Source organism: Nocardiopsis tropica (assembly GCF_042660575.1).
Taxonomy (GTDB): Bacteria; Actinomycetota; Actinomycetes; order Streptosporangiales; family Streptosporangiaceae; genus Nocardiopsis; species Nocardiopsis tropica.
The window spans coordinates 1-26,913 of record NZ_JBHSUF010000035.1 but is presented as its reverse complement, the minus strand read 5'-3'; the positions used below and the strand labels follow the sequence as shown (position 1 = coordinate 26,913).

General features: G+C 74.1%; 23 protein-coding genes. 17 read left to right on the top strand and 6 right to left on the bottom strand.

From position 1 onward, the window contains the following. Nucleotides 1-311: 311 nt before the first annotated feature. Nucleotides 312-1,181, bottom strand: a complete 870-nt coding sequence (locus ACFQBR_RS32910; protein ID WP_352984995.1) for a hypothetical protein — start codon at nt 1,179-1,181, stop codon at nt 312-314. Between the two features lie 54 nt (nt 1,182-1,235). Here ACFQBR_RS32910 and ACFQBR_RS32905 point away from each other — a divergent pair, with 54 nt between their 5' ends. Both ACFQBR_RS32905 and ACFQBR_RS32900 read left to right on the top strand, forming a co-directional pair. Beyond that, nucleotides 1,236-1,925, top strand: coding sequence for a tetratricopeptide repeat protein (locus tag ACFQBR_RS32905; RefSeq protein ID WP_344184664.1), 690 nt, complete (start codon nt 1,236-1,238; stop codon nt 1,923-1,925). Between the two features lie 65 nt (nt 1,926-1,990). Continuing rightward, nucleotides 1,991-2,419 (top strand): NUDIX hydrolase, encoded by a 429-nt coding sequence (locus tag ACFQBR_RS32900; RefSeq protein ID WP_344184665.1) that lies wholly within the window; start codon nt 1,991-1,993, stop codon nt 2,417-2,419. Here the strand turns inward: ACFQBR_RS32900 and ACFQBR_RS32895 are convergent. Together ACFQBR_RS32895 and ACFQBR_RS32890 are read right to left on the bottom strand one after the other, a co-directional pair. Further along, nucleotides 2,395-3,342: a GNAT family N-acetyltransferase gene (locus ACFQBR_RS32895; protein ID WP_344184666.1), complete on the bottom strand. Its 948-nt coding sequence runs from the start codon at nt 3,340-3,342 to the stop codon at nt 2,395-2,397. The genes ACFQBR_RS32900 and ACFQBR_RS32895 overlap by 25 nt on opposite strands. 65 nt (nt 3,343-3,407) lie before the next feature. Then, nucleotides 3,408-4,406: an MBL fold metallo-hydrolase gene (locus ACFQBR_RS32890; protein ID WP_267950314.1), complete on the bottom strand. Its 999-nt coding sequence runs from the start codon at nt 4,404-4,406 to the stop codon at nt 3,408-3,410. A gap of 350 nt (nt 4,407-4,756) precedes the next feature. Here ACFQBR_RS32890 and ACFQBR_RS32885 point away from each other — a divergent pair, with 350 nt between their 5' ends. Further along, nucleotides 4,757-5,275: a single-stranded DNA-binding protein gene (locus ACFQBR_RS32885; protein WP_344184667.1), complete on the top strand. Its 519-nt coding sequence runs from the start codon at nt 4,757-4,759 to the stop codon at nt 5,273-5,275. A gap of 17 nt (nt 5,276-5,292) precedes the next feature. Here the strand turns inward: ACFQBR_RS32885 and ACFQBR_RS32880 are convergent, their stop codons facing one another. Next, a complete protein-coding gene (locus ACFQBR_RS32880) occupies nt 5,293-6,300 on the bottom strand; it encodes an HAD-IIA family hydrolase (protein WP_267948964.1) in 1,008 nt (335 codons plus the stop codon). A gap of 389 nt (nt 6,301-6,689) precedes the next feature. Here ACFQBR_RS32880 and ACFQBR_RS32875 point away from each other — a divergent pair, with 389 nt between their 5' ends. Next, on the top strand, nt 6,690-8,189 hold the full coding sequence (locus tag ACFQBR_RS32875) for a serine hydrolase domain-containing protein (RefSeq protein WP_378554959.1): 1,500 nt from the start codon (nt 6,690-6,692) through the stop codon (nt 8,187-8,189). Here the strand turns inward: ACFQBR_RS32875 and ACFQBR_RS32870 are convergent. Then, complete coding sequence (locus ACFQBR_RS32870) at nt 8,170-9,459, bottom strand: DUF1015 domain-containing protein (RefSeq protein ID WP_344184669.1); 1,290 nt, start codon at nt 9,457-9,459, stop codon at nt 8,170-8,172. The two genes, ACFQBR_RS32875 and ACFQBR_RS32870, sit on opposite strands and share 20 nt — an antisense overlap. Nucleotides 9,460-9,511: 52 nt before the next feature. After that, on the bottom strand, nt 9,512-9,862 hold the full coding sequence (locus tag ACFQBR_RS32865) for an SCP2 sterol-binding domain-containing protein (RefSeq protein ID WP_267948967.1): 351 nt from the start codon (nt 9,860-9,862) through the stop codon (nt 9,512-9,514). A 195-nt stretch (nt 9,863-10,057) separates the two neighbouring features. Here ACFQBR_RS32865 and ACFQBR_RS32860 point away from each other — a divergent pair, with 195 nt between their 5' ends. From ACFQBR_RS32860 to ACFQBR_RS32800, 13 genes are all read left to right on the top strand, one after another. Further along, the gene (locus tag ACFQBR_RS32860; protein ID WP_344184670.1) at nt 10,058-10,789 is read left to right on the top strand and encodes a coiled-coil domain-containing protein; all 732 of its coding nucleotides are present in this window, start codon (nt 10,058-10,060) and stop codon (nt 10,787-10,789) included. A 30-nt stretch (nt 10,790-10,819) separates the two neighbouring features. Next, a complete protein-coding gene (locus ACFQBR_RS32855) occupies nt 10,820-10,999 on the top strand; it encodes a hypothetical protein (protein WP_267948969.1) in 180 nt (59 codons plus the stop codon). Between the two features lie 21 nt (nt 11,000-11,020). Further along, nucleotides 11,021-11,821: a TlyA family RNA methyltransferase gene (locus ACFQBR_RS32850; RefSeq protein ID WP_344184671.1), complete on the top strand. Its 801-nt coding sequence runs from the start codon at nt 11,021-11,023 to the stop codon at nt 11,819-11,821. Between the two features lie 111 nt (nt 11,822-11,932). After that, nucleotides 11,933-12,859, top strand: coding sequence for an NAD kinase (locus tag ACFQBR_RS32845; RefSeq protein WP_267948971.1), 927 nt, complete (start codon nt 11,933-11,935; stop codon nt 12,857-12,859). Nucleotides 12,860-12,934: 75 nt separating this feature from the next. Further along, nucleotides 12,935-14,644, top strand: a complete 1,710-nt coding sequence (gene recN, locus ACFQBR_RS32840; protein WP_344184672.1) for a DNA repair protein RecN — start codon at nt 12,935-12,937, stop codon at nt 14,642-14,644. A gap of 207 nt (nt 14,645-14,851) precedes the next feature. Then, nucleotides 14,852-16,024, top strand: coding sequence for a putative cytokinetic ring protein SteA (steA, locus tag ACFQBR_RS32835; RefSeq protein WP_267950316.1), 1,173 nt, complete (start codon nt 14,852-14,854; stop codon nt 16,022-16,024). Then, nucleotides 16,021-17,124, top strand: coding sequence for a copper transporter (locus ACFQBR_RS32830; protein ID WP_344184673.1), 1,104 nt, complete (start codon nt 16,021-16,023; stop codon nt 17,122-17,124). Before steA ends, ACFQBR_RS32830 begins: the two co-directional genes overlap by 4 nt. Beyond that, entirely contained in the window at nt 17,121-18,191 is a 1,071-nt protein-coding gene (locus ACFQBR_RS32825) for a hypothetical protein (RefSeq protein WP_378554958.1), read from the top strand. The genes ACFQBR_RS32830 and ACFQBR_RS32825 overlap by 4 nt, the downstream gene beginning before the upstream one ends. 10 nt (nt 18,192-18,201) lie before the next feature. Then, complete coding sequence (murJ, locus tag ACFQBR_RS32820) at nt 18,202-19,824, top strand: murein biosynthesis integral membrane protein MurJ (RefSeq protein WP_378554960.1); 1,623 nt, start codon at nt 18,202-18,204, stop codon at nt 19,822-19,824. Further along, nucleotides 19,821-20,903 carry a glycosyltransferase family 4 protein gene (locus tag ACFQBR_RS32815; protein ID WP_344186039.1) on the top strand — a complete coding sequence of 361 codons (1,083 nt, stop codon included), beginning with the start codon at nt 19,821-19,823 and terminating at the stop codon, nt 20,901-20,903. Before murJ ends, ACFQBR_RS32815 begins: the two co-directional genes overlap by 4 nt. Before the next feature lie 368 nt (nt 20,904-21,271). Further along, a complete protein-coding gene (locus tag ACFQBR_RS32810) occupies nt 21,272-22,291 on the top strand; it encodes a TerC family protein (RefSeq protein ID WP_344186040.1) in 1,020 nt (339 codons plus the stop codon). A 333-nt stretch (nt 22,292-22,624) separates the two neighbouring features. Then, nucleotides 22,625-25,459 (top strand): excinuclease ABC subunit UvrA, encoded by a 2,835-nt coding sequence (gene uvrA, locus ACFQBR_RS32805; protein WP_344186041.1) that lies wholly within the window; start codon nt 22,625-22,627, stop codon nt 25,457-25,459. A gap of 231 nt (nt 25,460-25,690) precedes the next feature. Continuing rightward, nucleotides 25,691-26,392 carry an RDD family protein gene (locus ACFQBR_RS32800; protein WP_344186042.1) on the top strand — a complete coding sequence of 234 codons (702 nt, stop codon included), beginning with the start codon at nt 25,691-25,693 and terminating at the stop codon, nt 26,390-26,392. The last annotated feature ends 521 nt before the right edge of the window (nt 26,393-26,913 follow it).

The window sequence follows — 26,913 nt, the reverse complement described above, 5'->3', positions numbered from 1 at the left end:
CCGAACCCGGTCGTTAAGTCTCCTTGCGCTGATGGTACTGCCCTGTGGTGGGGTGGGAGAGTAGGTCGCTGCCACGGTTTTTTGTGGGGGAGGGGGTCGCCTTGTGGGCGGCCCCCTCCTTTTTTGTGTGGGGTGGGGTGGTTCTTTGGGGGCTGTCTTGGCCCTCTTTTTTGTGCCTATGCTTGTGCGTTTGTGAATCGGGTGGTGTGCGGGATGGCCGTGGAGAGAGTTCCCACTGGTCGGCGGAGTCGGGTGGCCGGCGCTTTGGCGGTGGGCGGCGATGTCATGTCGTAAGCTGGAGAGCACGAGTACTATGACGCGCTGCTACTGCTCAAGGTGGCAGCGCTTTTGAGTGTTGACGGACGGGTTGGATGACTGAGGACAGCCGATCGGGAGACCGCGAGGACTCCGGAGCAAACGAGCATGGTGGTGACCGCTCCGGCGAGCCTGGCGGTCGGGGACGTGGTGAAGGACCCCGCTCCCGATCCGGCTACAGCGGCTCCCGGGACGACAGAGGCGACGACCGCCGTGGCGGCGACCGGCGGGATGATCGCGGTGGCTCCCGGGGCCGTGACGACAGTCGGGGCGGGGGTTACCGCGGAGGAGACCGCCGTGACGACCGTGCTCCGCAGGGGGACCGCGGTGGTTTCCGCGGGCGGGACGACCGTGGCCCCCAGGGCGATCGCGGTGGTTTCCGCGGGCGGGACGATCGCGCTCCCCAGGGGGACCGCGGTGGTTTCCGCGGACGCGACGACCGTGCTCCCCAGGGGGACCGCGGTGGTTTCCGTGGACGCGACGACCGTGCCCCGCAGGGCGACCGCGGTGGCTACCGTGGACGCGACGACCGTGGCCCCCAGAGGGACCGTGGTGGTTTCCGCGGGCGGGACGACCGTGCTCCGCAGGGTGAGCGTCGCGGCGGTGGAGGTTTCCGCCGTGACGATCGCGCTCCGCAGGGCGACCGCGGTGGTTTCCGCGGACGCGACGACCGTGGCGGTGGAGGTTTCCGGGGCGGGGACCGCCGTGACGACCGGCGCGGAGGAGGTGGCTTCCGGGGCCGGGACGACCGGCGCGACGACCGTCGCCCTTCCCGTGAGGACCGCGACCCCGCCGACATCCCGCCGCAGCTTCCGGAGGAGGCCACCTTCTCCCAGCTCGACCCCGAGACCCGGCGTGACCTCCACTCGCTGCCCAAGTCCCTGGCCGAGCTCATCGGCAAGCACATCGTCGCCGCAGGCATGCTCCTGGACGAGGACCCCGAGCGGGCCTACGCCCATGCCGCCTACGCCCGCCGCAAGGCGTCGCGTGTCCCCGGTGTGCGCGAGGCCTCCGGTGTGGCTGCCTACACCGTCGGCAAGTGGCAGGAGGCCCTGTCGGACCTGCGGGCCGCACGCCGGATGAGCGGCCGGGACAGCTTCCTCGCCATCATGGCCGACTGCGAGCGCGGTCTGGGCCGACCCGAGCGGGCGCTGGAGATCACCGGCGACCCCGCCGCGGCCTCCTTGGACACCGCCGACCGCATCGAGCTGCGGATCGTCGCCGCGGGCGCGCGCCGCGACATGGGTGACGCCAAGGCCGCACTGGCGGAACTCCAGGTTCCGGAACTCAAGGAGCGCCGGGCCCGTCCGTGGGTCGCCCGCCTGTTCTACGCCTACGCCGACGTCCTGGAGGAGCTGGGCCGCGAGGACGACGCACGCGAGTACTTCTCGCGGGCCTCGGCCGTGGACAGCGATGGTGTGACCGACGCCGACGAGAGGCTGGCCGCGATCGAGGGCGTCGAGCTGGTCGACGTCGACACCGAGGACGGGATCGTCTGGACCGACGCCGAGGAGCAGGAGCTCCCGGAGGCCGACGAGGCCCCCGTCGGCGAGGGCCGTGACCGTCGTGACGACCGCGGCGGCGGCCGGGCACCGCGGGACAGGTACTGAGCCCGTTCCGGGACACCGACGGCACCGCGCCGCCGGGCGGTGAACAGCCGCTCGGCGGCGCCGTCGTGCGCCTGGGGGCGCTCCCCGGAGCCCACGACTCGGTGGTCTGCCTGACCTACGACGGCGACCGCCCCCTGCTCGTCCGCCACAGGGACCGGGGCTGGGAGTTCCCGGGAGGCCATTCCGAACCCGGCGAGACGGTCGAGGACACCGCCCGGCGGGAGGCGCGCGAAGAGGCGGGCGCCACCCTGGGCGAGGTCGGGGTCGTGGGCCACTACGTCCTCGCGAGCGGGCACGTCACCGTCGTCACCCACGCCCGGGTGACCGGGCTGGAACCCCTGAGCGGGGATTTCGAGACCGTGGGGGTGCGGTCCTTCGACGTCCTGCCCGCCGACCGGGAGCTGTCCTGGGCGGACGGCGTCTACGCGCACCTCCTGCGGGAGCTGGGGCTGCCCGGGGCCCCGGCCGCTCAGCCCCCGACCGCCCTGGAATAGACGGTCGCGGCTGCGACCGGTTCGTACCCGAGCCGCCGGTTGACGGCCAGCATCGGCGCGTTGTCCTCGTGGTTCCCGGTGTAGGCGCGCTCGGCGCCCCGGTCCCGGGCCAGGTGCAGGGCCGCGGTCTTCGCGTAGCCGGCGAGACCCCGCCCGCGGTACTCGCGCAGGACCCCCGTCATCGCCGACTCGACGCGGCTGCCGCCGTCGGACGTGTAGCAGGTCATACCGACCGGTGCGCCGTCGACCAGGATCACCTGGCTCACGGCGTGGTCGTTGTCCGGGCGGGGCCACACGGTGGAGCGCCACTCGTCGTAGGACATGAACCGGCCGTCGTTGTCCGCGCCGGGCTCGTCGGCGGTGGTGAGGCGGTCGATGTCGTAGACGGGCCGCGGGTCGTCCGCGAACCGCTCGAAGGGGCGGAGCTCCACCCCCTCGGGCGCGGGCGGGACCTCCGGCAGGTCCTCCAGGTCCAGGCCCAGGACGTGATGGCTCTCGACCGGGCTGTAGCCGCGCTCCGCCAGCAGTGCCGCGAAGTCCTCTCCGCCGACCTGCACGCCCTCCCCGGCCGCCTCCGCCCGCAGGCTCCCGGCCCCCCGCGCGACCAGGACGGCCTCCGAGGCGTCCAGGAGGCGGGAGTCGAGGCCGGTGCCCAGATGCGTCGCGGCGACCGAGGCGAGGACCGACACCCCGGTCCTCGGGGTGGCCTCTCCGCCGCGCCGGAGTGCGGCGCGTATGTGGCCGACCACGCTCCCGTCCTCCTCCACGGCGATGAGGACGGTCTCCTCGAACTCGGCCGAAGGGTGGTCCAGCCGCCAGAGGACGACCTCCTCCGTCAGCACGCGGCACGGGTTCGTCCGGTGGAGGAGGGAGAAGAGACCGGGTGTGTCGGCCCGTCGGGCCTGGCGGATCTCGACTGTCATGCGGCGAGACTAGGCGAGCCCGACGGGGGCCGCATCCCCTTTTCCGCCGGGCCGGGGTCCGAGCCTCAGGAGCGCTCCCCGTCCGCCTTCCGCTCGGCCTGCTCCTGCGCGAGCCGGTCCAGCCAGTGCACGATGCCGGACACGTTGGTCTCCGGTCCGGCGAGGATGTCGAGGACCGCGGCGGACTCCGGCGGTGCGTCGGCGGGGAGCGGGCTGTACCTGGAGACCACCTTGTCCCGGACCATGGCGATGGCGTGGTCGAGGTCCCCGGTGGTCCCGTGGGACTCGCGCACCGTCTCCACCCACAGGCGGAGTTCGCCCTCGGCCTTGTCAAGGGTCTCCGGGACCGCCGTGACCGCACCGAAGTGGGAGAACATCAGCCGCTGGGCGCCGATGTCCCCGAAGAGCCGGAGGGTGCGCAGGCACGCGTCCAGGTCGAAGTCCGGCGGCGGGGTCGCGGGGCTGACGTCCCCGGTGAGCGGCCTGTACACGCCCAGCGCGTCGCCGACGTAGAGGTCGCCGGTGAGGGAGTCCACCAGGCCCATGTGGTGCTTGGCGTGTCCGGGCGCGTAGTGGGAGACGAGCGTGCGGCCGCCGCCGAGGTCGATCTCACCCGTCTCGCCCACAGCGCGGATCCGCGCGGCGTCGGTGGGGCTCATGTGCCCGAACAGGGTCTCCAACCTGTCGCCCCACACCATGGCGGCGCTGGCCATCAGCCGGCTCGGGTCGGCCAGGTGGCGGGCGCCGCGCTCGTGCACCACGATCTCGGCGTTGGGGAACAGGGCGGCCATGTCACCGGTGCCGCCCGCGTGGTCCAGGTGGATGTGGGTGACGACGATGGTGGCCAGGTCCTCGGGTGCGAGCCCCAGGCGCGTGACGGCGCCGTGCAGGACGCGGGCCGAGGCGGCGGTGCCGACCTCGACGACGCAGGGCCGTTCGGACCGGATGAGGTAGCTCGACACGACCCCCGGGTATCCGGCGAGCATCGTGTCGATGGCGAAGATGTCGTCGCCCAGGGGGGTGATCCCCTCGGGCGGACCGCTCACGTCCACGTCGTCGTGCACGGCAAGCACCCCTGTTCCCTCGGTTGTGTGCGGTACGGGAAGGACCTGTCCCGAACCGAATCCGACTCTAGGACAAGGGCGTCATGACAGGTCGGACCGGGGGCGGAGTAGAGGGGCGGGCCGTGCCGGGCCGGCGGGCGTCCGGGACAGGACCCGCGGCGCGCGGGCCGGTGCGGGTCGCCGAAGGTTGTCCACAGGTTCCGGCGGGGCCTTCCCCGCGGGGGCGGGCCGGGCGATCCTGGATGTCAGCGCAGACGCCCCGACCAGCCGCGGAGCGCCGGACCCCCGGCGGCCTCCGAGCCCTCCGCCGTGTCGCGCCCCTTCCCCCGCCCACCATCCCAGGAGGACGCATGCGACAGGAGACGGCGGTCGCCCGGCGGCGTGCCGCGGCCCGCCCACCGACCGAACAGCCCGGCACCGCGACAGACCCCCCTCCCGGACCCGGCGCCCGCGCGGTCGACCGCCGTGGGGAGCCGGCCCCCTCCGACGGGACCGGGCCCCGCCGCGAGCCGGGCCACCGCAACGAGATCGTGGTCGCGGGGCGTGTCACCGCGGAGCCCCTCGTGCGCGAGCTCCCCAGCGGGGACCGTGTCGCCACCTGGCGGGTCTGCGTGGCCAGGCCGACCGACAGCCGGTACGCCGGCCGGGGGGTCGACTCGATCACCTGCGCCAGCTTCGACCAGGACCTGCACGAGGGGATCCGCGCCTGGAGGCTGGGCGACGTGGTCCAGATGAGCGGGGAGCTGCGCCGCCGTACCTGGCGCGGGCGGGAGGGGGTTCGCAGTGTCTGCGAGGTGGAGGCGAGGACCGCGACGCTGGTCCGCGCGGCCGAATCGGGGCACGGCGGGCGCGAGGAGCCGGGGCGGTGAGGCCGCGGCTCGGGTGCTCACCAGCCCAGGCGGGCCAGAACGCCGCGCGCGGCCGGGCCGCCAGGGTCCACCGTGGCGTCCGCCCACACGGCCGCGCACAGGGCACGGAGGCCGTCCAACCGGTCGCCCGTCCCCTCGATCGCCGGAGCGCCCCCGGTGACGGTCACCGTCCACCCGCCGCAGCGGGCCCCGTGGCCGGTGTGCGCCACCTCCGGGTGCGTGTCGTTCATGCCCGACACGTCCCACGCCAGGTAGGCGGGCCGCTGGTGCGCGGGGGCCGCGAGGACGTCCGCGGGCGCGGTCACCCCGGACAGCACCAGCAGGCCTGCCGCGCCGTGCACGGTGGCCCCCTCGATGTCGGTGTCGAGGCGGTCTCCGACGATGAGCGGGTTGCGGGCGCCGGTGCGTCGGATGCCCTCCTCGTGCAGGGGGCGCATCGGCTTGCCGGCGACGACGGGCTCGACCCCGGTGGCGTGCGCGATCACCCGGACGAACGACCCGTTGGCCGGAGTGGCGCCCCACTCGCTGGGCGCGGTGGCGTCGGCGTTGCTGGCCACGTACAGCGCGCCGCGCGCCACCGCGAGCGCCCCCTGGTCGAGCAGGTCCCGGCTCATGCTCCGCGAGTACCCCTGGACCACGGCCACGACCGAGTCCGAGGCCACCGTCACCGGGCGCAGGCCCATCTTCCGGACCGCCTGCCGCAGGCCGGTGTCGCCCACGACGAGGACGTCCGAGCCCGCCGGGTGGCGCTCGCTCACGAGCCTGGCGGCCGCCTCGGCAGAAGTCACCACGTCGTCGGGTGCCGCGGCCACCCCCAACTGCGTGAGGTGTTCGGCGATCCGGGCGGGGGTGCGGCCGGCGTTGTTGGTCACGAACGCCACCTTGGCGCCGGCGGCTCGCGCCTTGCCCACCGCCTCCGGGGCCGCGGGCACCGCATGCGGGCCGATGTACACGACCCCGTCCAGGTCCAGGAGCATCGCGTCGTAGAGCGTGTTCAGGGGACGGTCTGCGGCGAGCAGGGACATGTCGGGGAACCTGTTCCGTGCGGTGGCGTGGTCGGTGTTCAGGCTATGGCCTGGCCTCCGGCCCCCGTGACCGCGCACCCCCGCAACGGGTGTGCCCTGTGTCGCACGGGGCCGGGGCCTGCGGGGCGGGGCCGCGGTCCCGCCCCGGACGCGGGACCGGAGCACTTCGCCCCGTCCGTGCCGATGGGCACGGCCGGGACCCCCGCCCCGGACGCGGGGCCGGAGCCGGCCCCCGGCCCCTTTCGGCGGCAGCGGTGGCGGAGGCCCGGCCGGGACGGGCGGTCGCCGCCGTAGGGGGCCGGCCCCACCGGGCGGGTGCGGAGAACCCCAGGCCGGTACTGCGGCCGGCTCCGTGGCGCCGGAGGCGCGCCGGCGAACACCATGGACCCATGTTCAGACTTCCCACGGCGCTGCTCGCCGCCTCCGTCCTCCTCCTCGCCGGGAATCCGGCCGCCGCGGACACGGCGGCCCCCGGGGGAGGGGGGCTGACCCCCGGCGCCGTGGACGCCTACCTGGACGACTACCTGGCGTCCTCGCCGCTGCCCGGCGCCGCGGTCGCCGTCACCCGGGGCGCCGACGTGGTCCACGTCGCGGGGTACGGCACCGACTCCGGGGGCCGGCCGATCACCGCCGACACCCCGATGGGCGTGGCCTCCGTCAGCAAGGCGTTCACCGCCCTGGCGGTCATGCAGCTCGTGGAGGAGGGGGAGGTCGGGCTCGACGACCGTGTGGCCGAGCGGCTGCCCGGGTTCACCCTCGCCGACCCGCGCGGCGCGGAGATCACCGTCCGCCAGCTGCTCACCCACACCTCCGGGATGTCCGACACCGCCTTCCGCGAGAAGAGCGAACCCGCCCCCGACGACCTCTCCGGCGCGGTCGCCCGGCTGGCGGGCGCCGGTCTGGCCGCGGAGCCGGGCACGGAGGTGAACTACCACAACCCCAACTACCACGTGGCGGCACGCCTGGTGGAGGCCGTCAGCGGCCTGCCCTTCGGCGAGTTCCTCGAGCAGCGCACGTTCGCGCCCCTGGGCATGGACGACACGGTCACCGTCGACACCGTCGGAGAGGTCTTCGAGGCCGGGGTGGCCAGGGGGCACGTCGGTGTCCTGGGGAACGCCGTCCCCGCCGTCGAACCCGCGAGCTACGTCAACGGCGCCGGGGGCATGGTCACCACCGCCGCGGACATGGCCCGGTGGCTCGTCGCGCAGAACAGCGGGGGCCGGGGCGCGGACGGTGCGCGCATCCTCTCGGAGGAGGGCGTCGCCGCCACCCACGCCCCGCTGGGGGGAGGCGCCGGTGGGGAGCGCAAGGGGCTGGGCTGGGACGTCGGAGAGACACCCGCCGGTGCGCCGATGCTCTCGCACGGCGGCATCCAGTTCACCTACACCGCCCACCAGGCGCTCCTGCCGGAGAGCGGCCACGGGATCGCGGTGATGGCCAACACCGGACTGGGCGGCGCCGACGCCTCGGCGCTGCTCCACGGACTGGTCGCCCTGGCCGACGGTGGCGAGCCGGCGCCTCCCGCCGGACCGTTCCTGCTGGCGGTGGACGCGGTCCTGGCGGGCCTGGCCGTGTCGGCGTGCTTCCTGGCCGTCCGGGGCGTGCGCGGAGCCGGGAGGTGGGCCGCCGCGGCGAGGGAGCGGGCCCGGTGGCGCACCGCGCTCCGGCTGGTACCGGGCCTCGCCGTGGTCTGCGCCGCGGTGGTCCCGCACCGGCTGGTGGCGCTGCTCGCCCAGGGCCGGGACCTCACATGGATCCAGAGCCTCTACACCGCGCCCACGGCCGTGGTGCTCCTGGTGACCGCCGCGCTGGCCTTCGCCGCGGTGTACGCGGCGCGGGCGGCCGCGCTGGCCCGCCCGCGCCGGCCGCTCAGTCCAGAACCCTCATGACCAGCCCGGTGCGCGGCTTGGGGCCGAACGAGGTGGACTTGCGCGGGGTCAGCTCGCCGCGGTCGGCCACCGCGTACACCTGGCCCACGCCCAGCGCGGGCACGACGACGGCGGTCCCCTTCTCGTGGTGGGCGGCGGCGACCGCCTCGGCGGGGTCGTCGTGCACCATCCGCACCAGGTCCTCCGGGAACTCCCACAGCGGCATGAGCACCTCGTGCAGGACCGCGGTGGGAAGGCGGCGCCACGCGGGGGACCGCTCCGGCATGGCCCGCTCCAGCACACCCTCGTCGAAGCCGTGCGCCAGGTGGGCGTCCCCGTCGGGAGACACCAGCAGGAGGGCGGGGGACTCCGACCCGGCCCGGGCCGCCACCCCGGCCAGGACCTCCGGCGAGGCCGTGCCGAGCGGTTCCACGGTGGCCGCCTCCCGGGCCTCCCGGACCGCCGTGTCGGTGTCCAGGCCGGGCAGCACACGGTGGATGGCCCCCAGGCGGGGAGGGTGGGTGTCGCTGTCGACCAGCAGGGCCAGCCCGTAGCCCCATCCCGGGTCGGGGTACTCCCGGTGGAGGCGACGGTAGGCGGCGTAGCGGTGGTGCCCGTCGGCGATCAGCGCGGAGCGGCCGGCCAGGTCGGCTGCCACACGCCGGAGCTCACCGGGGTCGGTGAGGGCCCAGAGGCGGTGCTCGGAGCCGTCGCGGGTGCGTGCGGACACCAGCGGGGCCAGCGCCGCCGCGGCCTCGGTCGCGGCGGTCGCGGCCCCGCCGCCGCCCCGGTAGACCAGGAAGATCGGTTCGAGGTTGGCCCGGGCCAGGCCCATCAGGGCGAACCGGTCGCGCACCGGCGGGTCGGCCACGTCCTCGTGCGGGCGCACCGCCGACCCGGCGCCGTCCTCGGGCAGCCGCAGGTTGCCCACCAGGCCGCGCTGGCGCCGGCCGTCCGCCGTGACCTGCTCGTACACGTACAGGGCGGGTTCGCCGTCCAGGACGAGGACCCCGTCGCCGATCCAGCTGTGCAGGAGGTCGGCGGCGGCGCGGTAGCGGTGCGGCACGGCGCTGTCCGGGTCCTGCCTGCCCAGTTCGTAGGGCAGGGTGACGCGGGCCGCGTTGTGGGGGTCGGACCGCTGGAGCTTCCGCGCCTCCTCGGCGTCGGGGATGTCGTAGGGCGGCGTCAGGAGTCGTGCGAGGTCGAAGTCCCCGTCGATGAACCGGTCCACGTCCGGGTCCGCGTAGCGCAGACCGCGGAAGGGGGCCAGTTCGAGAGCGTGGCGTGGCATCCCAGCAACGTACCCGCCGTGCGGGGGCCGTCGTGTCCGCCCGCGCGCCGGCTCAGAGGAGGCGCCGCAAGCGCAGGAGGTCGCCGACGCTCGCGTCCACCCTGACCCTGCGGCCCAGGAGGGCGCGGGCGGCGTCCAGGCGGTCCTCGGACAGGGCCACCAGGTCGTCGCTGTCGACGGTGACCCGTACCTGCGGTTCCGGGGCCGCGCGGTCGGCGGGCCGGTGGGTGAGGCCGGTCAGGCCCCCGACCGTCAGGCGCATGTCGAAGGCGGTCCCCAGGTCCGGGACCACCACGCTGACGGAGCGCTCGCGGATGTGCTTGCGCCGCTTCTCCTCGGACTCGGAGAGGATGCGCCGGTTGATCTTCTCGATTCCCGCGAGACAGGCGTCGATGCTGCTCATGGCGACATCATGCCCTACCGCGGTGTGCCGGGAATCCTTCTGGGTCCACCGTGACGAATGGGATGGCCTGCCGCGAACGCGTGTCAACGGCGGCCCCGCAGGGGTAGCGTGGGAAGCACCCCCCGCTGCGCAGTGGCCCCTGCTTCCCGGGCCCTTCCCCATTCTCCCGCGGTCCCATCAAGGAGCACCTGAATCATGGTCGTCGACGCGGTACGCACCTATCTCGATGCCGCCAATGGCCTCACCGAACTCTCGCGCAAGCAGGCCGTCGCCGCCGCCAAGACCCTGCTGCGGGCGAACGGCGCCGGAGGCCCCGCCCTCCCCGGGGCGGGAGAGGGCGACACCCCGCCTCCGCGGGTGGGGCAGAGCATCCAGGCGCTGGCGGGCGAGCTCATCGAGACCAGCCAGGCGAACAGGTCGGCCCTCGCCGACCTGGTCCGCGCGGAGGTCGGGCGCCAGCTGGAGCGGATGGACGTGGTCCCGCGCGGTGAGCACGAGCGGCTGGTGCGCCGGGTCGCCGAGCTGGAGCGGCGGCTGGCCGCCCGCCACGCGGTGGAGAGGGCCCTGGCCCCCGAGGCGGCGGGGGCGGCCTCCCCGGTGGCTCCGGCCACCGGTCCCGCCGGACAGGACGCGGACGCGGTCGCCGCCCGCGGACCCGCCGCCCCGCCGGAGACGCAAGGGGCTGCCGGAGGCGGGGGCCCGGAGGTCCGGGAGGCACCCGGAGGCGAGGCTCCCGAGGGTTCCTCCGGCGCCGCTGCCGACGACCGGGACGGGGCCGGGGACCCCGCCGGGGAGGGGGAGGAGGCCGCGCCCGCGGAGGCCGGAGCGGCCGGGACCAAGGCCAGAACCCGGGCCCCTGCCAAGACGGCGCGGGCGCGCTCCACCGCCAAGCGCACCCCCAAGGGCAAGGGCCCCGCGAAGAAGTAGAGTCGGTCGAACGCGATCACCGGGAGAACCATGGACCCCAAGGAACAGGCCGAGGCCGTGGCCGAGCAGACCCTCAGCGGCACCCGGGAGCGCCTGGAATCACTGGGCTCCCGACCCACGTCCGAGCACGTCGCGGTCTTCGACGCCCTGCACCGGGAGCTGTCCGGTGTGCTCGGGGCGCTCGACCAGAACGCGAACACCCCCCGATAACTCTCGGTATCGTAGGTGACCATGGCAAAACGTACTCGGCTCGACGCGGAACTGGTCCGCCGCGGGCACGCACGCTCCCGGGGCCACGCCGCCGAGATCATCGACGGCGGGTTCGTCAAGGTGGCCGGGGTCGTGGCCTCCAAGGCCGCGACCCAGGTGGGCCAGGACCAGCCCATCGTGGTCAGGGCCCCCTCCGACGAACCCCCGTACGTCTCCCGGGGCGCCCACAAGCTCATCGGCGCCCTCGACGCCTTCGCCCTGGACGTCACCGACCGCCGCGCGCTGGACGCCGGCGCCTCCACCGGCGGCTTCACCGACGTGCTGCTCCGCCGTATGGCGGCCCACGTCACCGCGGTCGACGTCGGCTACGGGCAGCTCGCCTGGTCGTTGCGCAGCAACGACCGGGTGCGGGTGATGGAGCGGGTCAACGTCCGCGAGCTCACCCCGGAGCAGATCGGTGAACCGCGCCCGGACCTGGTCGTCGGCGACCTGTCGTTCATCTCCCTGAAACTGGTCCTGGGACCGCTGAAGGACTGCGTGGCGGCCGGCGCGGACTTCGTGCTCATGGTCAAGCCGCAGTTCGAGGTCGGCAGGAACAAGGTCGGCGCGGGGGGAGTGGTCCGCGAGCCCGCGCTGCGCGCCGAGGCGGTCTCCGACGTCGCCGCCCACGCCCTCTCCCTGGGCCTGGGCGTCGTCGGCGTGACCGCGAGCCCGCTCCCCGGTCCCTCCGGAAACGTCGAGTACTTCCTGTGGCTGCGCGCGGGGGCCCCGCCCCTGCACCCGGCCGACCTGGCCCGGGCCGTCGAGGAGGGGCCGAGCTGACGGGCATGGCACCGTGTCTCAGGTGTCCGGTAACGTGACCCGGCCGGGTCAGCGAAGCTCCCGGCCAGTACTCGGGCTCCCCTGTCGGGGAGCGAACGTAAGGGGACGGCGATGACCAGCGGACGCAGTGTTCTCCTGCTGGCCCACACCGGTCGGCCCGCGGCGGTGCGCAGCGCGCAACTGGTCCACGAGAGCCTCAGCCGCGCCGGCCTGACCGTGCGCATGCTCAAGGCCGAGGTCGAGGAGCTGGCCGCGGTGGGCTGTGTGCTCTCCCCGATCGAGGCCGTCGAATCCGCGGACGCGGCCGAGGGGGTGGAGCTGGTCATGGTCCTGGGCGGCGACGGCACCCTGTTGCGGGCCGCCGAGATGGCCCGCCCCGCCGGGGCGCCGCTCCTCGGGGTGAACCTGGGCCACGTGGGCTTCCTCGCCGAGGCCGAGCGCGAGGACCTGGGCGCCACCGTGCGCAGCGTCGTCAACCGCGACTACGACGTCGAGGAGCGCATGACCCTGGAGGTCGCGGTCTTCAACGGGGGGCGCAACAACGGGGCCCCGTCGGTGCGCTCCTGGGCGCTCAACGACGCCACGCTGGAGAAGGGCGAGTCCCGGCGCATCCTGGAGGCCGTCCTGGAGATCGACGGCCGCCCGCTCTCCCGCTGGGCCTGCGACGGGGTGGTGTGCGCCACCCCGACGGGGTCCACGGCGCACGCCTTCTCCGCGGGCGGGCCGGTGGTGTGGCCCGACGTGGAGGCCCTCCTGGTCGTGCCGCTCAGCGCGCACGCCCTGTTCGCCCGGCCCCTGGTCGTGGGGCCGCACGCCACCATCGCCTTCGAGGTGCTTCCGGACACGGCGCCGGGGGTGCTCTGGTGTGATGGACGGCGTATGGTCGAATTGCCCGCGGGGGCACGAATCGAGATCACCCGTGCCGATACGCCGGTCCGGCTGGCCCGGTTGCACCGGGCCCCGTTCACCGACCGCCTGGTGGCCAAGTTCGGCCTTCCGGTCGCGGGTTGGCGCGGGCGGGTCGAGCACGGTCACTGAACGCGGAGTGCGTTCCGGCGCGGCGTTCGCACGAGCGCGCGCGATGAAGTGGAGCCAACCACAGGAGAGGGATCGGTGCTCGAAGAAGTCCGTATCCAGGGACTCGGGGTCATTGACGACGCCGTTTTGGAGTTGTCACCGGGGCTGACCGTCGTCACGGGTGAGACCGGCGCGGGAAAGACCATGGTCGTCACCGGGCTCGGGCTGCTCTTCGGCGGGCGGGCCGACCCCCAGCGCGTACGGCCCGGCGCCGACCGGGCGGTGGTGGAGGGGCGGCTGACCGTCCCCGCCGGCGGCCGTGTGGCCGACCGCGTGCTGGAGGCGGGGGGCGACATCGACGACGACGTCCTCATCCTCACCCGGGCGGTGTCCGCGGAGGGCCGGTCGCGCGCCACGATGGGCGGGCGCTCGGCCCCCGTCAGCCTGCTCGCCTACCTCGCCGACGACCTGGTGGCGGTCCACGGGCAGTCGGACCAGCAGCGGCTCCTGCGCGCCGACCGGCAGCGCTCCTCACTGGACCGCTTCGCCGGCGAGCAGCTGGCGAAGGCCGCCAAGCAGTACACCCTGGCCTACCGCCGCCACCGGGAGGTGACCGCGGAGCTCGAGGAGCTGGTCGAGCGGGCGCGCGAGCGCGCCCAGGAGGCCGACATGCTCCGCTTCGGGGTGGAGGAGATCGCCGCGGCCGAGCCCCTGCCCGGCGAGGACGCCGAACTCCTGGCAGAGGAGACGCGCCTGGCGCACGCCGACGGCCTGCGCATGGCGGCGACCACCGCCCACGAGGCCCTGGCGGGGGACCCCGCCTCCGACGTGGAGGTCGACGTGGCCGCGCTGCTCTCCGCGGCCCGCCAGGCGGTGGCCTCCGTCCGCGAGCACGACGCGGAGCTGGCCGCCATCGGCGACCGGCTGGACGAGGCGTCCTACATCCTCACCGACGCGGCCACCGAGCTGGCGTCCTACGCCGAGTCCGTGGACGCCGACCCCGGCCGCCTGGCCCAGGTGCAGGAGCGCCGCGCGCTCCTGACCTCCCTGTCCCGCAAGTACGGCGGGACCACGGACGAGGTGCTGGGCTGGGCCTCGGAGGCGGCCAAGCGGCTGGCGGACCTGGACAACGACGACGAGCGCATCGAGGCCCTGCGCGCCGAGGCCGCCGAGCTGTACGAGGGGCTGGACCGGTGCGCCGCGGAGCTGACGCGCGTCCGCACCGAGGCGGCCGACCGCTTCGGCGCGGCCGTCACCGAGGAGTTGACCGCCCTGGCCATGCCGCACGCCCGCGTGAGCGTGCGGATCACCACGGGCGAGGAGTTCGGCCCGTACGGACGCGACGAGGTCGAGGTCCTGCTGGCCCCGCACCCCAGTTCACCGCCGCTGGCGCTCAACAAGGGCGCCTCCGGCGGTGAGCTCTCCCGGGTGATGCTGGCCATCGAGGTGGTGTTCGCGGGGGCCGACCCGGTGCCGACGTTCGTCTTCGACGAGGTCGACGCGGGGGTGGGCGGCAAGGCCGCGGTGGAGATCGGCCGCCGCCTGGCCAAGCTCGCGCAGCGCTCCCAGGTCATCGTCGTCACCCACCTCCCGCAGGTCGCGGCGTTCGCGGACGCGCACCTGGTGGTGGAGAAGTCGACCGAGGGCCTGGTCACGGAGAGCGGCGTGGTGCGGTTGGACCGCGCGGGCCGGGTCCGCGAACTGTCGCGGATGCTCGCCGGCCTGGAGGACTCCGAGCTGGGCCGCGCCCACGCCGAGGAGCTGCTCACCAACGCCGCTCCGGAGCGCGCCTACCCCGCCGCCTGAGCGGGAGCCCCGGGACCCGCGGGGCGGATGTGTGAGACGGGCCCGTTCCCGGGTAGGGCGGTGGCAGGCCGCCGTCGACGTCCCCGTTGGGGTGGTGACGGCGGTCCTGCCCGAACACGCCGATCTCCCAGGTGTTATGACTTACCGTAGTCGCGTTCTGACAGTATGCCAGCGATGAAGGTAACGGATGCGCTCAGCGCCACAGTCATGCGGTTCCGCCGCTCCCGGGCGGACGCTCCCACAGGGCTGGTCGCGCCCGTCCGCTCGGACCGCCGCACCAAGAACCTGACCAAACGCCTCCGCCCCGGCGACATCGCCGTCATCGACCACGTCGACCTGGACCGGGTCAGCGCCGAGGCGCTGGTCGGCTGCGGGGTCTCGGCGGTGCTCAACGTCGCCAAGAGCATCAGCGGCCGCTACCCCAACCAGGGGCCGGAGATGATCGTCACGGCGGGCATCCCCCTCGTCGACGACGTCGACCCCGAGGTCTTCACCCGGGTCCGCGACGGCGAGCGGCTCCGGCTGGAGGGCGCCACCCTGTACCGCGGCGACGAGGCGCTCGCCCGCGGGACCCTCCAGGACGCGGGGACCGTCAGCGCCGCCATGGCCGAGGCCCGCGCCGGGCTCGCCACACAGCTGGAGGCGTTCGCGGCCAACACCATGGCCTACCTCCAGCACGAGCGGGACCTGCTCCTGGACGGCATCGGCATCCCCGACATCGAGACCGACATGGAGGGGCGCCACGTCCTCATCGTGGTCCGCGGCTACCACTACCGCGAGGACATCGCGGCCCTGCGCCCCTACATCCGCGAGTTCAGACCCGTCATCATCGCCGTGGACGGCGGCGCGGACGCGGTCATGGAGGGCGGCTACCGGCCCGACATCATCGTCGGCGACTTCGACTCGGTGTCGGACCAGGCCCTGGCGAGCGGCGCCGAACTCGTCGTGCACGCCTACCGGGACGGCCGGGCCCCCGGCCTCCCCCGGCTCACCGACCTCGGCTACGACGCGGTGGTCTTCCCGGCGACCGGCACCAGCGAGGACGTGGCGATGATGCTGGCCGACGGCTCGGGCGCCGCCCTCATCGTGGCGGTGGGCACGCACGCCACCCTGGAGGAGTTCCTCGACAAGGGCCGTTCGGGCATGGCCAGCACCTTCCTGACCAGGCTCAGGGTGGGCGGGAAGCTCGTCGACGCCAAGGGCGTCAGCCGCCTGTACCGCTCGCGCATCTCGCCCTGGGCGCTGCTCGGGCTGGTCGCCGCCTGTCTGCTCACCATCGTGGTCGCCGCCTACAGCTCACCGGCGGGACAGGTCTACCTCACCTTTCTCGCGGCGCGCTGGGACGTGTTCTCCTACTGGCTGACGGGACTGCTGACGTGATCGATTTCCGCTACCACCTGGTGTCCATAGTCGCGGTGTTCCTCGCACTCACCGTGGGGCTGGTCCTGGGGACCACCATGCTCCAGGACCCCCTGCTGAACACACTCCAGTCCGAGACCGCGGACCTGCGCGGCCAGAGCGAGGACCTGCGCTCCGAGCGCGACGTCGCGGACAAGGTCAACGCCGGGGCCGACGAGATGGCCGAGGCCGTGTCCTCGGACATGCTCGACGGCCGCCTCACCGGCCTGGGCGTGGTCGTGGTGACGGCCCCGGGGGCGAACCCCGAGGTGGCCGACGGGCTCGCCGCGCGGGTCGAGGAGGCGGGCGGCGAGGTCGTCGGCCGGGTCGCGGTCACCGACGCCCTCGTGGACGCGGGCAACGCCACCTTCGTCGACGAGCTGTCGATCCAGGTCTCCCAGGACCCCGACGGCCTGACCGGAGGACCCTACGACAAGGCGGGCACGGAGCTCGGGCGCGCCCTGGCTTCCGCCGGCGGGGCGGGGTCCGGCGACGGGGACGCGGAGGGCGCCGGACGGGCGACGGAGGACCCGCGGGAGGCGGAGGAGACCCCCGGAGGGGGTGGCTCCCACGACGCCGAGGCCGTTCTGGACGCCTTCTCCGAGGGCGGTCTGGTCCAGGTCGAGGGCGACCCCGCCGTGTCCGCCGACGCCCTGGTCGTCCTCGCGCCGGCGGCGGGGTCCTCCGACGGGCCAGACCGGGAGGCCGTCAACGCGGTGCTCACCACCGTCACCACCGCCCTGCACCGTGAGGTCGGCGCCGCCGTCCTCGCCGGCGACGTGCCGTCCTCCCGCGGTGACGGGATGCTCGCCCAGGCCCGTGCGGCCGAGCCGGAGTTCGCCACCGCGGACGTGACCGGGCGCCCCATGGGCGACATCATCGCCGTTCTGGCCCTGGCCGAGAACCTGGAGGGGGGCGCCGGGGCGTACGGGATCGGTGAGGGGGTCCGGGGGTTCCTGCCCGACCCGCTGCCCGCCGCCCGCGAGGCGGGCGACGCGGCGTCCGGCGCCGCGGAGGAGGCGGCGACCGGCGGGAGGGGCGGCGCCGACGAGTCCCGCCGCACCGTCAGGGAGGGGGAGTGACACCCGTGCCCTCCCACGCCGTGCGCACGGCCGCGGTCGCGCCTGCCGGCGGCGGGCGCCGGCCCGTCCCGCCGCCCCTCCGCTCCCTGGCGCAGGGGCTGGCGGGCGCCGTGGTCGGCGCGGCCTCCGCCCGGGCCGCCTACGCCGTGCTCACCCTGCCCGAGCGCGCCTGCGCCCCCGCCGGGACGGGGGCGCAGGGCGCGACCGGCACGGCTCCCGGAGACCCCCGGGCGGAGGGCACCGCGGGGGCGCCCGGGGCGGACGTCCCCTCCGCCTGGCTGCGCCGCAACTTCCGGGGCCGCGTCGTCACCCTCCAGGAGGGACCGGCCCTGGCCTCGGGGGTGTGCGCCGCCAGCCTCCTCGTCCCCGGGCCGGCGCCGCGGGTGCGCGCCGCGTCCGCCCTCGCCGCGGCGGGGGCCGCCGCGTTCGGGGCCTACGACGACCTCTCGGGCAACGGCCAGGCCCGCGGCCTGCGCGGACATCTGGCCGCGCTCGCGCGCGGAGAGGTCACCACCGGCCTGGTCAAGATGGTCGGCATCGGCGCCACCGGGGTCGCCGCCGCCTCCCTGCTGCGCCGCGGGCCGGTGGACACCCTGGTGGACGGCGCGCTCATCGCGGCCGGCGCCAACCTGGTCAACCTGTTCGACCTGCGCCCCGGCCGCGCCGCCAAGTTCGCCCTCCTCGCCGCGGCGCCGGCCCTGGCCTCGCCCGCGGCGCCCCTGCTCGGCCCGGTGGTGGGCGCCTGTTCCGCGCTGCTCCCCGACGAACTGGCCGAACGCTCCATGCTGGGCGACGCGGGGGCCAACGCCCTGGGCGCGGCCCTCGGGGCCGCCGCCGTCGCGCAGGCGCCGCGCCCGGTGCGCCTGGCGCTGTTCGGTGCGGTGGCCGCCCTGACCCTGGCCAGCGAGGTGACCAGTTTCTCTCGTGTCATCGACCGCGTCCCGGCCCTGCGCCGCCTCGACCAGTGGGGCAGGAGCCCCGTCCGCAGGACGGCCGCCGGAGGGGCGGAGGACGACGGGCGTGCCGGTGCTCCGGGCGAAGGGCGCCCGGTGGGGAGGTGCGCGTGAGGTGTCCGCGGTGTCCCGCGCCGTCCACGGCGTGACGAGCGGTGTCGGCGCGGCGGCGGCGCTCATCGCGGTGGCCACCGTGGGGGCGCGCCTGGCGGGGTTCGGCCGCACGGTGGTCTTCTCGCAGACCGTCGGCGACACCTGCCTGGGCACCGCGTACGTCACCGCGAACCAGATCCCCGCCGTCCTGTTCGAGATCGTCATCGGCGGGGCGCTCACGGCCGTGGTCGTCCCCGTCATGGCCTCGGCCGCCGCCCGCGGCGACCACGACCAGGTGCGCCGCACCGCGTCCGCGCTCATCACCTGGGTGCTGCTCCTGTCCGTCCCGCTGTCCGTCCTGCTCGCCCTCGCGGCGCCCCCGGTGATGGCGCTGATGCTCGGAGCCGGAGCCGGCTGCGACGGGGAGGCGCTGCTCGCCCTGTCCTCCCGCATGCTCGTGGTCTTCGCACCCCAGATCGTCTTCTACGGGCTGGCCTCGGTCCTGTACGGCGTCCTCCAGGCGCACCGCAGGTTCCTGGCGCCCGCACTGGCGCCGCTGCTGTCCAGCCTCGTGGTGATCGCCGCCTGCCTGGCCTTCGTGCCGCTGGGCGGCGGCCACCGCCAGGACGTCGCGGGCCTGCCGGTCGCGGCGGAGCTCACCCTGTCGCTCGGCACCACCGCGGGGGCGGCGGCCCTGTTCCTGACGGTGCTCGGTCCCGCCGCGCGGCTGAGGACGGGGCCCCGGCCGCGCCTGACGTTCCCCGCCGGGGTGGGGGAGCGGGTGCGCTCCCTGGCGGCGGCGTCACTGCTGCCGCTGGTGGCCATGCAGGTGTGCCTCCTGCTGTCGGTGGCGCTGGCCAACTGGGGCGGGGGCGCGGGGGCGGCCGTGCTCTACACCTACGCGTGGGCGCTGTTCACCCTCCCGTACGGGGTGATCGCGGTCCCCATCGCGACGAGCGCCTTCACCGCCCTCGCCGTGGCCCACGCCGAACACGACCGGGAGGGGTTCGCCGCGCTCGCCGCCGGAGGCGCCCGCGCCTGTGTGGTGGCCACAGCCGGGGTGGGCACCGCGCTGGCGGCCGCCGCCGCCCCGGTGGCCGGGGTCTTCGCCCAGCAGGATCCGCAGACCCTCGAGCGCGCCCTGTTGGCCTACGCTCCGGGTGTGGTGGGCTTCGGCCTGGTCGCCCTGCTCAGCCGGGCCCTGTACGCGTCCCACCACGGACGTTCCGCCGCCGCGGCCCAGGTGGTGGGATGGCTCGTGGTGACGGTGTGCGCCGCGGTTCTGGTGTGGCTGCTCCCCCCGGGATGGTCGATCGCCGGACTGGGCGCGGCCAGCACGGTCGGCCTGACCCTGGCCGCCGTACTGCTCTGCGCGGGCGTGGCGCGCGCGCACGGCCGCGGCGCCCTGGCGGGTGTGGCGCGCTCGGTGCTGGCCGCCGCCCTCGGCGGCGGCGCCGGATGGGTGGCGGGCCGTGCGGTCGCCGGGCTCCTGCCCGCCGACGGGGTGTGGCAGTCGGCGGGGGCGGCCGCCTCGGCGGGCGCCGCGGGGCTGGTGGTCTACGCGGCGGTCGCGGCCCTGGCGGACCGTGCCGCCGTGCGGGCCGTCGCCGACCGGGCCAGGACCGTACTCGAACGCAGGAGGGGGAAGCGGTGAACGGCAGGATCGCGCTGGTCGTCGGTACCAGCACAGGAGGCGTCGGCCGCCACGTCCGCTCACTGGGCGCGGGACTGCGCGCCCGCGGGTACCGGGTGGCGGTGCTCGGCCCGGCCGAGGCCGAGCAGGAGTTCGGGTTCACCTCGGAGGGCTTGCGCTTCTCCCCGGTGCCCATCGGCCCCGCGCCCTCGGCGGGGGACCCCGGCGCGGTGCTGCTCCTGCGCTCGCTGACGCGCGGCGCGGACGTGGTCCACGCGCACGGGATGCGCGCCGGGGCCCTCTGCGCGCTGGCGGGCGCCCGGCCGCTGGTGGTGACGGCGCACAACGCGCCGCCGCCGGTCGGGGGCCTCCTGGCCCTGGCCTACCCCCTCCTGGAGCGGATCGTGGCCCACCGCGCGGACGCGGTGCTGGGGGTGTCCGGCGACCTGGTGCGGCGGATGCGCGCGCTCGGGGCGCGGGAGGCCCGCCTCGCCGTGGTGGCCGCGCCGGAGACGGGGACGCCGCTGAACGGGCGCGAGGCCACGCGCGCCGACCTGGCGGTCCTTCCCGAGCGCCCCCTGCTGCTGACCATCGGCCGGCTCGCGGAACAGAAGGGGCTGCACATGCTCCTGGAGGCGGCGCCCTCCATCGCCGACCGCAGCCCGGAGCCGGTGATCGCGATCGCCGGGGACGGCCCCCTCTGGGGCCGCCTGCACGACACGGCGGCCGAGATGGACGCCGACGTGCGCATGCTCGGCCACCGCTCGGACGTGGCCGACCTCCTCGCCGCCGCGGACGTGTTCTGTCTCACCAGCCGGTGGGAGGGGCCGTCGCTGGTGATCATGGAGGCGCTGCGGGCGGGGCTCCCCGTGGTCTCCACCCGGGTCGGGGGGATCCCCGACCTGTACGCGGGGACGGTGCTGATGGTGCCGCCGGGGGACACGGAGGCGTTCGCGGCAGCGGTGGGGCGGGTCCTGGACGACCCCGTGCTGGCCGCGGATCTGCGGACCCGCGCACGGGAGACCGCGCGGACGCTGCCGAGCGAGGAGGACGCGGTGGAGGCCGCCGCCGCCGTCTACAAGTCGGTGCTCCGCCGCTGAGCCGCGGGGCGCCGGGGGCGGGGCGCGGCAGGATCCCCGGGCCGGGGGACGGGGACCCCTACCCGGGGGCCTGACCCATGTGTCCCGGAGGAGCGATGAATACCACCGCCGCCGCCTCTTCCCGGGAGAGGCCGGAGATGCCATCCTGATCCGTGGGTCCGAAGGTGTGTCACGGAGTGCGCACGACCGGTACCCTTGGTTTCACGTGAGGGGAGTATCCCTGTCGCGGCGGTGTCGTCATCACGGAGTACAGAGTCGTTCTCCCGGTGCCGTCGGTTCACGTCCTCCGGACGTGAGCGGGAGAGACCTCCGGTAGTTCGACGTGCGTGCACACTGCTCGCGCGCACCAACCGGAGGAGAATCCGTCCGTGGACGTTCCCATGTGGGTGTGGGCTGCGACGATCGGTGGAATGATCGCCATCCTGGTGATCGACCTGGCCATCGTCGACCACCCCTGGAGCAAGAACAAGGGTCCCCAGGAGTTCGGGATCAAGCAGGCCGCCTGGTGGGCGGCCTTCTACATCGGCATCGCCATCCTCTTCGGTCTCGGGGTCTGGTACTTCGGCGGCGGTTCGGCCGGCGCGGAGTACTTCGCGGGCTTCGTCACCGAGAAGAGCCTGAGCATCGACAACCTCTTCGTGTTCTACCTCATCCTGAGCTCCTTCGCGGTGCCCAGGAAGTACCAGCACGAGGTCCTGCTCGTCGGCATCGTCATCGCGATCGTCATGCGCGGCATCTTCATCGCCCTCGGCGCCCAGGTGATCAACGCCTGGAGCGAGGTGTTCTACCTCTTCGGCGCCTTCCTGATCTACACCGGTTACAAGATCGTCCGTGACCACATGAAGGGCGACGAGGAGGAGAAGGACTTCACGCAGACCCCCGTGGTCCGCCTGGTCAAGCGCTTCTGGCCGGTCAGCAGCGACTACCACGGCGCCAAGCTGACCGTGAAGCTCGACGGCAAGCGCCACGTCACCCCGATGCTCCTGGTCATCCTCGCGATCGGCGTCATCGACCTGGTCTTCGCGGTCGACTCCATCCCGGCGATCTTCGGCCTGACCCAGGACACCTACATCGTCTTCACCGCCAACGCCTTCGCCCTGCTGGGCCTGCGCCAGCTGTACTTCCTGCTGGCCGGCCTGATGGACCGCCTGGCCTACATCAGCTGGGGCCTGTCGGCGATCATGGTCTTCATCGGCGTGAAGATGATCTTCCACGCGCTGCACGAGAACGGCATCCACATCATCGACATCGGCATCGGCACCTCGCTGACCGTGATCCTCGGCATCATGACGATCACCATCGTCGGAAGCCTCGTCAAGTCCAGGATCGACGAGCGCAACAAGCCTGCCGTCGAGGAGGAGAAGGACGTTCCGGTCGACAGGTCCTGATCTCGGGCGGGCGGCCTCCGGGCGGCCCGCGGACATCCTGCGGAACGGCCTTTTTCGAACAGCTGTTCGTCTATAGTGGTGGTGTCCTGGCGCGCGAGCGCCGGGGCACCACCACTTCTCCGTAGTGGAAGAAACCGACGTCGGCGATCGTTAGTCTTGACGGACGGGGAAGGCCGGAGGCCTCCCCGTATCCCCTCACCGGCCCGATTCCGAGGCCGAGGCGGTCGCCTGAGGCCGTTCGCCCGCCACGCCGCGAAGCCACACACGGGTCGCCCGCCGTCATCGGACGCGGTCCGCGCCCCGGTGTGCCTATGCCGAAGGATGTCTCACTCGATGGTCGAACAACTGGTAGTCCGGGGAGCCCGAGAGCACAACCTCAAGGACGTCTCGCTGGACCTGCCGCGTGACTCCATGATCGTGTTCACCGGCCTGTCGGGGTCGGGGAAGTCGTCGCTGGCCTTCGACACGATCTTCGCCGAGGGGCAGCGCCGCTACGTCGAGTCCCTCTCGGCCTACGCGCGCCAGTTCCTCGGCCAGATGGACAAGCCGGACGTGGACTTCATCGAGGGCCTGTCCCCGGCGGTGTCCATCGACCAGAAGTCCACCAGCCGCAACCCGCGCTCCACCGTCGGCACCATCACCGAGGTGTACGACTACCTGCGCCTGCTGTGGGCCCGCATCGGCGTGCCGCACTGTCCGGAGTGCCGCCGGGAGATCGCGCGGCAGACGCCGCAGCAGATCGTGGACCGTGTCCTGGAGATGACCGAGGGCACCCGCTTCCAGGTGCTGGCCCCGGTCGTGCGCGGACGCAAGGGCGAGTACACCGAGCTCTTCAAGGACCTGCAGTCCAAGGGCTACACCCGGGCGATCGTGGACGGCGAGGCGGTGCGCCTGGACGAGGCGCCCAAGCTGGGCCGCTACGACAAGCACGACATCGCCGTGGTCGTGGACCGGCTCTCCGTCAAGGAGAGCGCCCGGGGCCGGCTCAACGACTCCGTCGAGACCGCGCTCAAGCTCGCCGGCGGCACCATCGTCCTGGACTTCGTGGACCTGGACGCCGACGACGCCGAGCGGGAGAAGGTGTTCTCCGAGCACCTCTACTGCCCCTACGACGACCTCTCCTTCGAGCAGCTCGAACCCCGCTCCTTCTCCTTCAACGCCCCCTACGGCGCCTGCCCCGACTGCTCGGGCCTGGGCACCCGTATGGAGGTCGACGCCGAGCTGCTGGTCCCGGACCCGGAGAAGACGCTGGCCGAGGGCGCCATCGGCCCCTGGTCGGGCGGGCCCAACAGCGGCTACTGGGAGCGCATCCTGACCGCGGTCGGCGAGGCCGTCGGGTTCGACCTGGACACCCCGTGGGAGAGGCTGCCGCGCCGCGCGCGCAAGGCGCTCCTGGAGGGGCACGACACCCAGGTCCACGTCACCTACCGCAACAGGTACGGGCGCAACCGCTCCTACTACACCGAGTTCGAGGGCGTCATCCCCTGGGTGAAGCGCCGCCACTCCGAGACCGAGAGCGACTACGGTCGCGAGCGGCTGGAGGGGTACATGCGCACCGTGCCCTGCCCCACCTGCGAGGGGACCCGCCTCAAGCCGGTCGTGCTGGCCGTGACGGTGGGCGGCCGGTCCATCGCCGAGGTCGCGCAGATGTCGCTCACCGACAGCGCCGCCTTCCTCGCCGGACTCACGCTCTCCGACCGCGACGCGGTCATCGCGGCCCAGGTCCTCAAGGAGATCAACGCCCGCCTCGGCTTCCTGCTCGACGTCGGCCTCGACTACCTGAGCCTGGCCCGCTCCTCCGGGTCGCTCTCCGGCGGCGAGGCCCAGCGGATCAGGCTCGCCACGCAGATCGGCTCCGGTCTGGTGGGAGTGCTGTACGTGCTCGACGAGCCGTCCATCGGCCTGCACCAGCGCGACAACGCCCGCCTCCTGGAGACCCTCCAGCGGCTGCGCGACATCGGCAACACGCTGATCGTGGTCGAGCACGACGAGGACACCATCCGCGCCGCCGACTGGGTGGTGGACATCGGCCCCGGCGCGGGCGAGCACGGCGGACACGTCGTGGTGTCCGGCATCGTGGACGAACTCCTCACCTCCGAGACGTCGCTGACCGGCGAGTACCTGTCCGGCCGGCGCGTCATCGCGCTCCCCGAGGGGCGGCGCCCCCTCACGAAGGGGCACGAGCTGGTGGTGAAGGGCGCCCGGGAGAACAACCTCCACGGGATCGACGTCGCGTTCCCGCTGGGCGTGTTCACGGCCGTCACGGGAGTGTCCGGTTCGGGCAAGTCCACCCTGGTCAACGAGATCCTGTACAAGGCGCTGGCCAAGGAGCTCAACGGGGCGCGCGACGTGCCCGGCCGGCACGTGCGGGTCAACGGCATGAACAAGGTCGACAAGGTCGTGCACGTCGACCAGAGCCCGATCGGGCGCACCCCGCGCTCCAACCCGGCCACGTACTCCGGGGTCTTCGACCACATCCGCAAGCTGTTCGCGCAGACCACCGACGCCAAGACGCGCGGCTACCAGCCCGGCCGGTTCTCCTTCAACGTCAAGGGCGGCCGCTGCGAGGCCTGCGCCGGCGACGGCACGCTCAAGATCGAGATGCAGTTCCTGCCCGACGTCTACGTGCCCTGCGAGGTCTGCCACGGCGCCCGGTACAACCGGGAGACCCTCCAGGTCCACTACAAGGGCAAGAGCATCTCCGAGGTGCTCGAGATGCCCATCTCCGAGGCGCTGGAGTTCTTCGAGCCGATCAACGCCATCCGCCGCCACCTCCAGACCCTGGACGACGTCGGCCTGGGGTACGTCCGGCTCGGGCAGCCCGCCACCACCCTCTCGGGCGGTGAGGCCCAGCGCGTCAAGCTCGCGGCGGAGCTCCAGCGGCGCTCCACCGGCCGGACGGTGTACGTGCTGGACGAGCCGACCACGGGCCTGCACTTCGAGGACATCCGCAAGCTGCTGGGCGTGCTCAACCGGCTGGCGGACACCGGCAACACGGTGATCGTCATCGAGCACAACCTCGACGTCATCAAGACCGCGGACCACGTCATCGACATGGGACCCGAGGGCGGTTCGGGCGGCGGCACGGTGATCGCAGAGGGCACCCCGGAGGAGGTCGCGGCGGTCGCCGAGTCCTACACCGGGCGGTTCCTCGCCAAGCTGCTCTAGCGGTCCGGGGCCGAACGGGCCCGCCCCCGCCGGGTTCGGCGGGGGCGGGCCACTCGCCGTCCCGGGCCGGGGCCGGGACGGGACGCCCGGCGCCGGGCGGGCCCCGGAAGGGGCCGGCCACAGCGGATCGGCCCGTTCACGACGGGTGCCGCCGGGTGGGTACAGTCGGGCGTGTCCGTGCGCCACCCTGCCCCGGGCAGCCCCTCGACAGCCAGGAGGTCGGCCACCGCCATGAACGCTCCCCCGCCCGGACCCGAACACGGAGTGCGGCCGGAGGGCCGCCAGGAGCCGCCCCACGACCGGGCGTACGGGCACGCCCCCGCGGACCCGGCCGAGACCACCGTGCCCGCCGCCGGGCACGCGGCCCCCTCCGCCCCTCCCGGGCCCGAGCGGCTGTACCCGCTGGCGGGCTGGCGGACCCGGGTCCTGGCCAGGCTCATCGACCTCGTCCTGGTCGCCCTGCCCGCGCTGCTCGTCGGACTCGTCGTGACGCTGGCCTGGGTCGGAGTCCAGCAGGTCTCCAACGGGTCGACGCAGGGCATCGAGGACCGGTACCCGGTCTTCCTGTCGGTGGTCTGGTTCGCGTTCTACACCGGCTACGAGACCTTCGCCCTCGCCCGCCGGCACCAGACCCTGGGCAAGCGCAGGCTGGGGCTGAAGGTGGCGCCGGTGGAGGGCACCGGCAGCCTGGGCGCCGTGCGCATCACCGCCCTGGTCGTGCGCGCCGCGCTGCTGGCGCTGCCCTTCCTGTTCGTGTACCTGCTGTTCTTCGCCCTCGGCTGGCTCTGGTGGCTGCTGGTCGCCGTCATGGCGGTGCTCACCGGCGGCATGGCCGCCTGGAACAGGCCCAACCGGCAGGGCCTGCACGACAGGATCGCGGGGACCGTGGTGCTCGACGTCGCCGGCCCGCAGGCGCACCCCCCGGCCCCGTAGCCCCGGCCGGAGGAGCTTCCCGAGGGGCCCCGGCGCAGGGCACCCCTCCATGCCTACTACATTGTGTCGTAGGCCCGAAAACCGTCGCACGAAGAGCATTTGGCGAGGTCAGAGGGACGGTACTACGACCGTCGTGCAACAGGTAGTGCTTTCTCGGATCGACGGCACTACCTGGCCGCGCGAGTGTCCGGGAGCGGGGAACCTTCACGAGTCCCGCAGGCCACCGGCTACGCTCCCCTCCGGGCGCGCGTCCCCGCCTTCCACCCGGCAGTCCCCCGTGGCCCAGCTCCGACCCTCCCCGCACACGAGGCCGGATCGAATTCTTTCGCCCGACGAGGGTCGGCTCGAGGACGGGCGCGAGGCCCTGGACCGGGACCGGCTCGAGGACGAGGGCCGGCCGGGGCCGAGCGCTGAGGGGTGGGGGTTTCGTCATGCCCTCGGAAGGGTCCCGGGTCAGCTGGTGCGCCCCTCGGCGATCTGCTGGGCGCGTCCCTTGCTCACGCCGAGAGCCGCGCCGACGT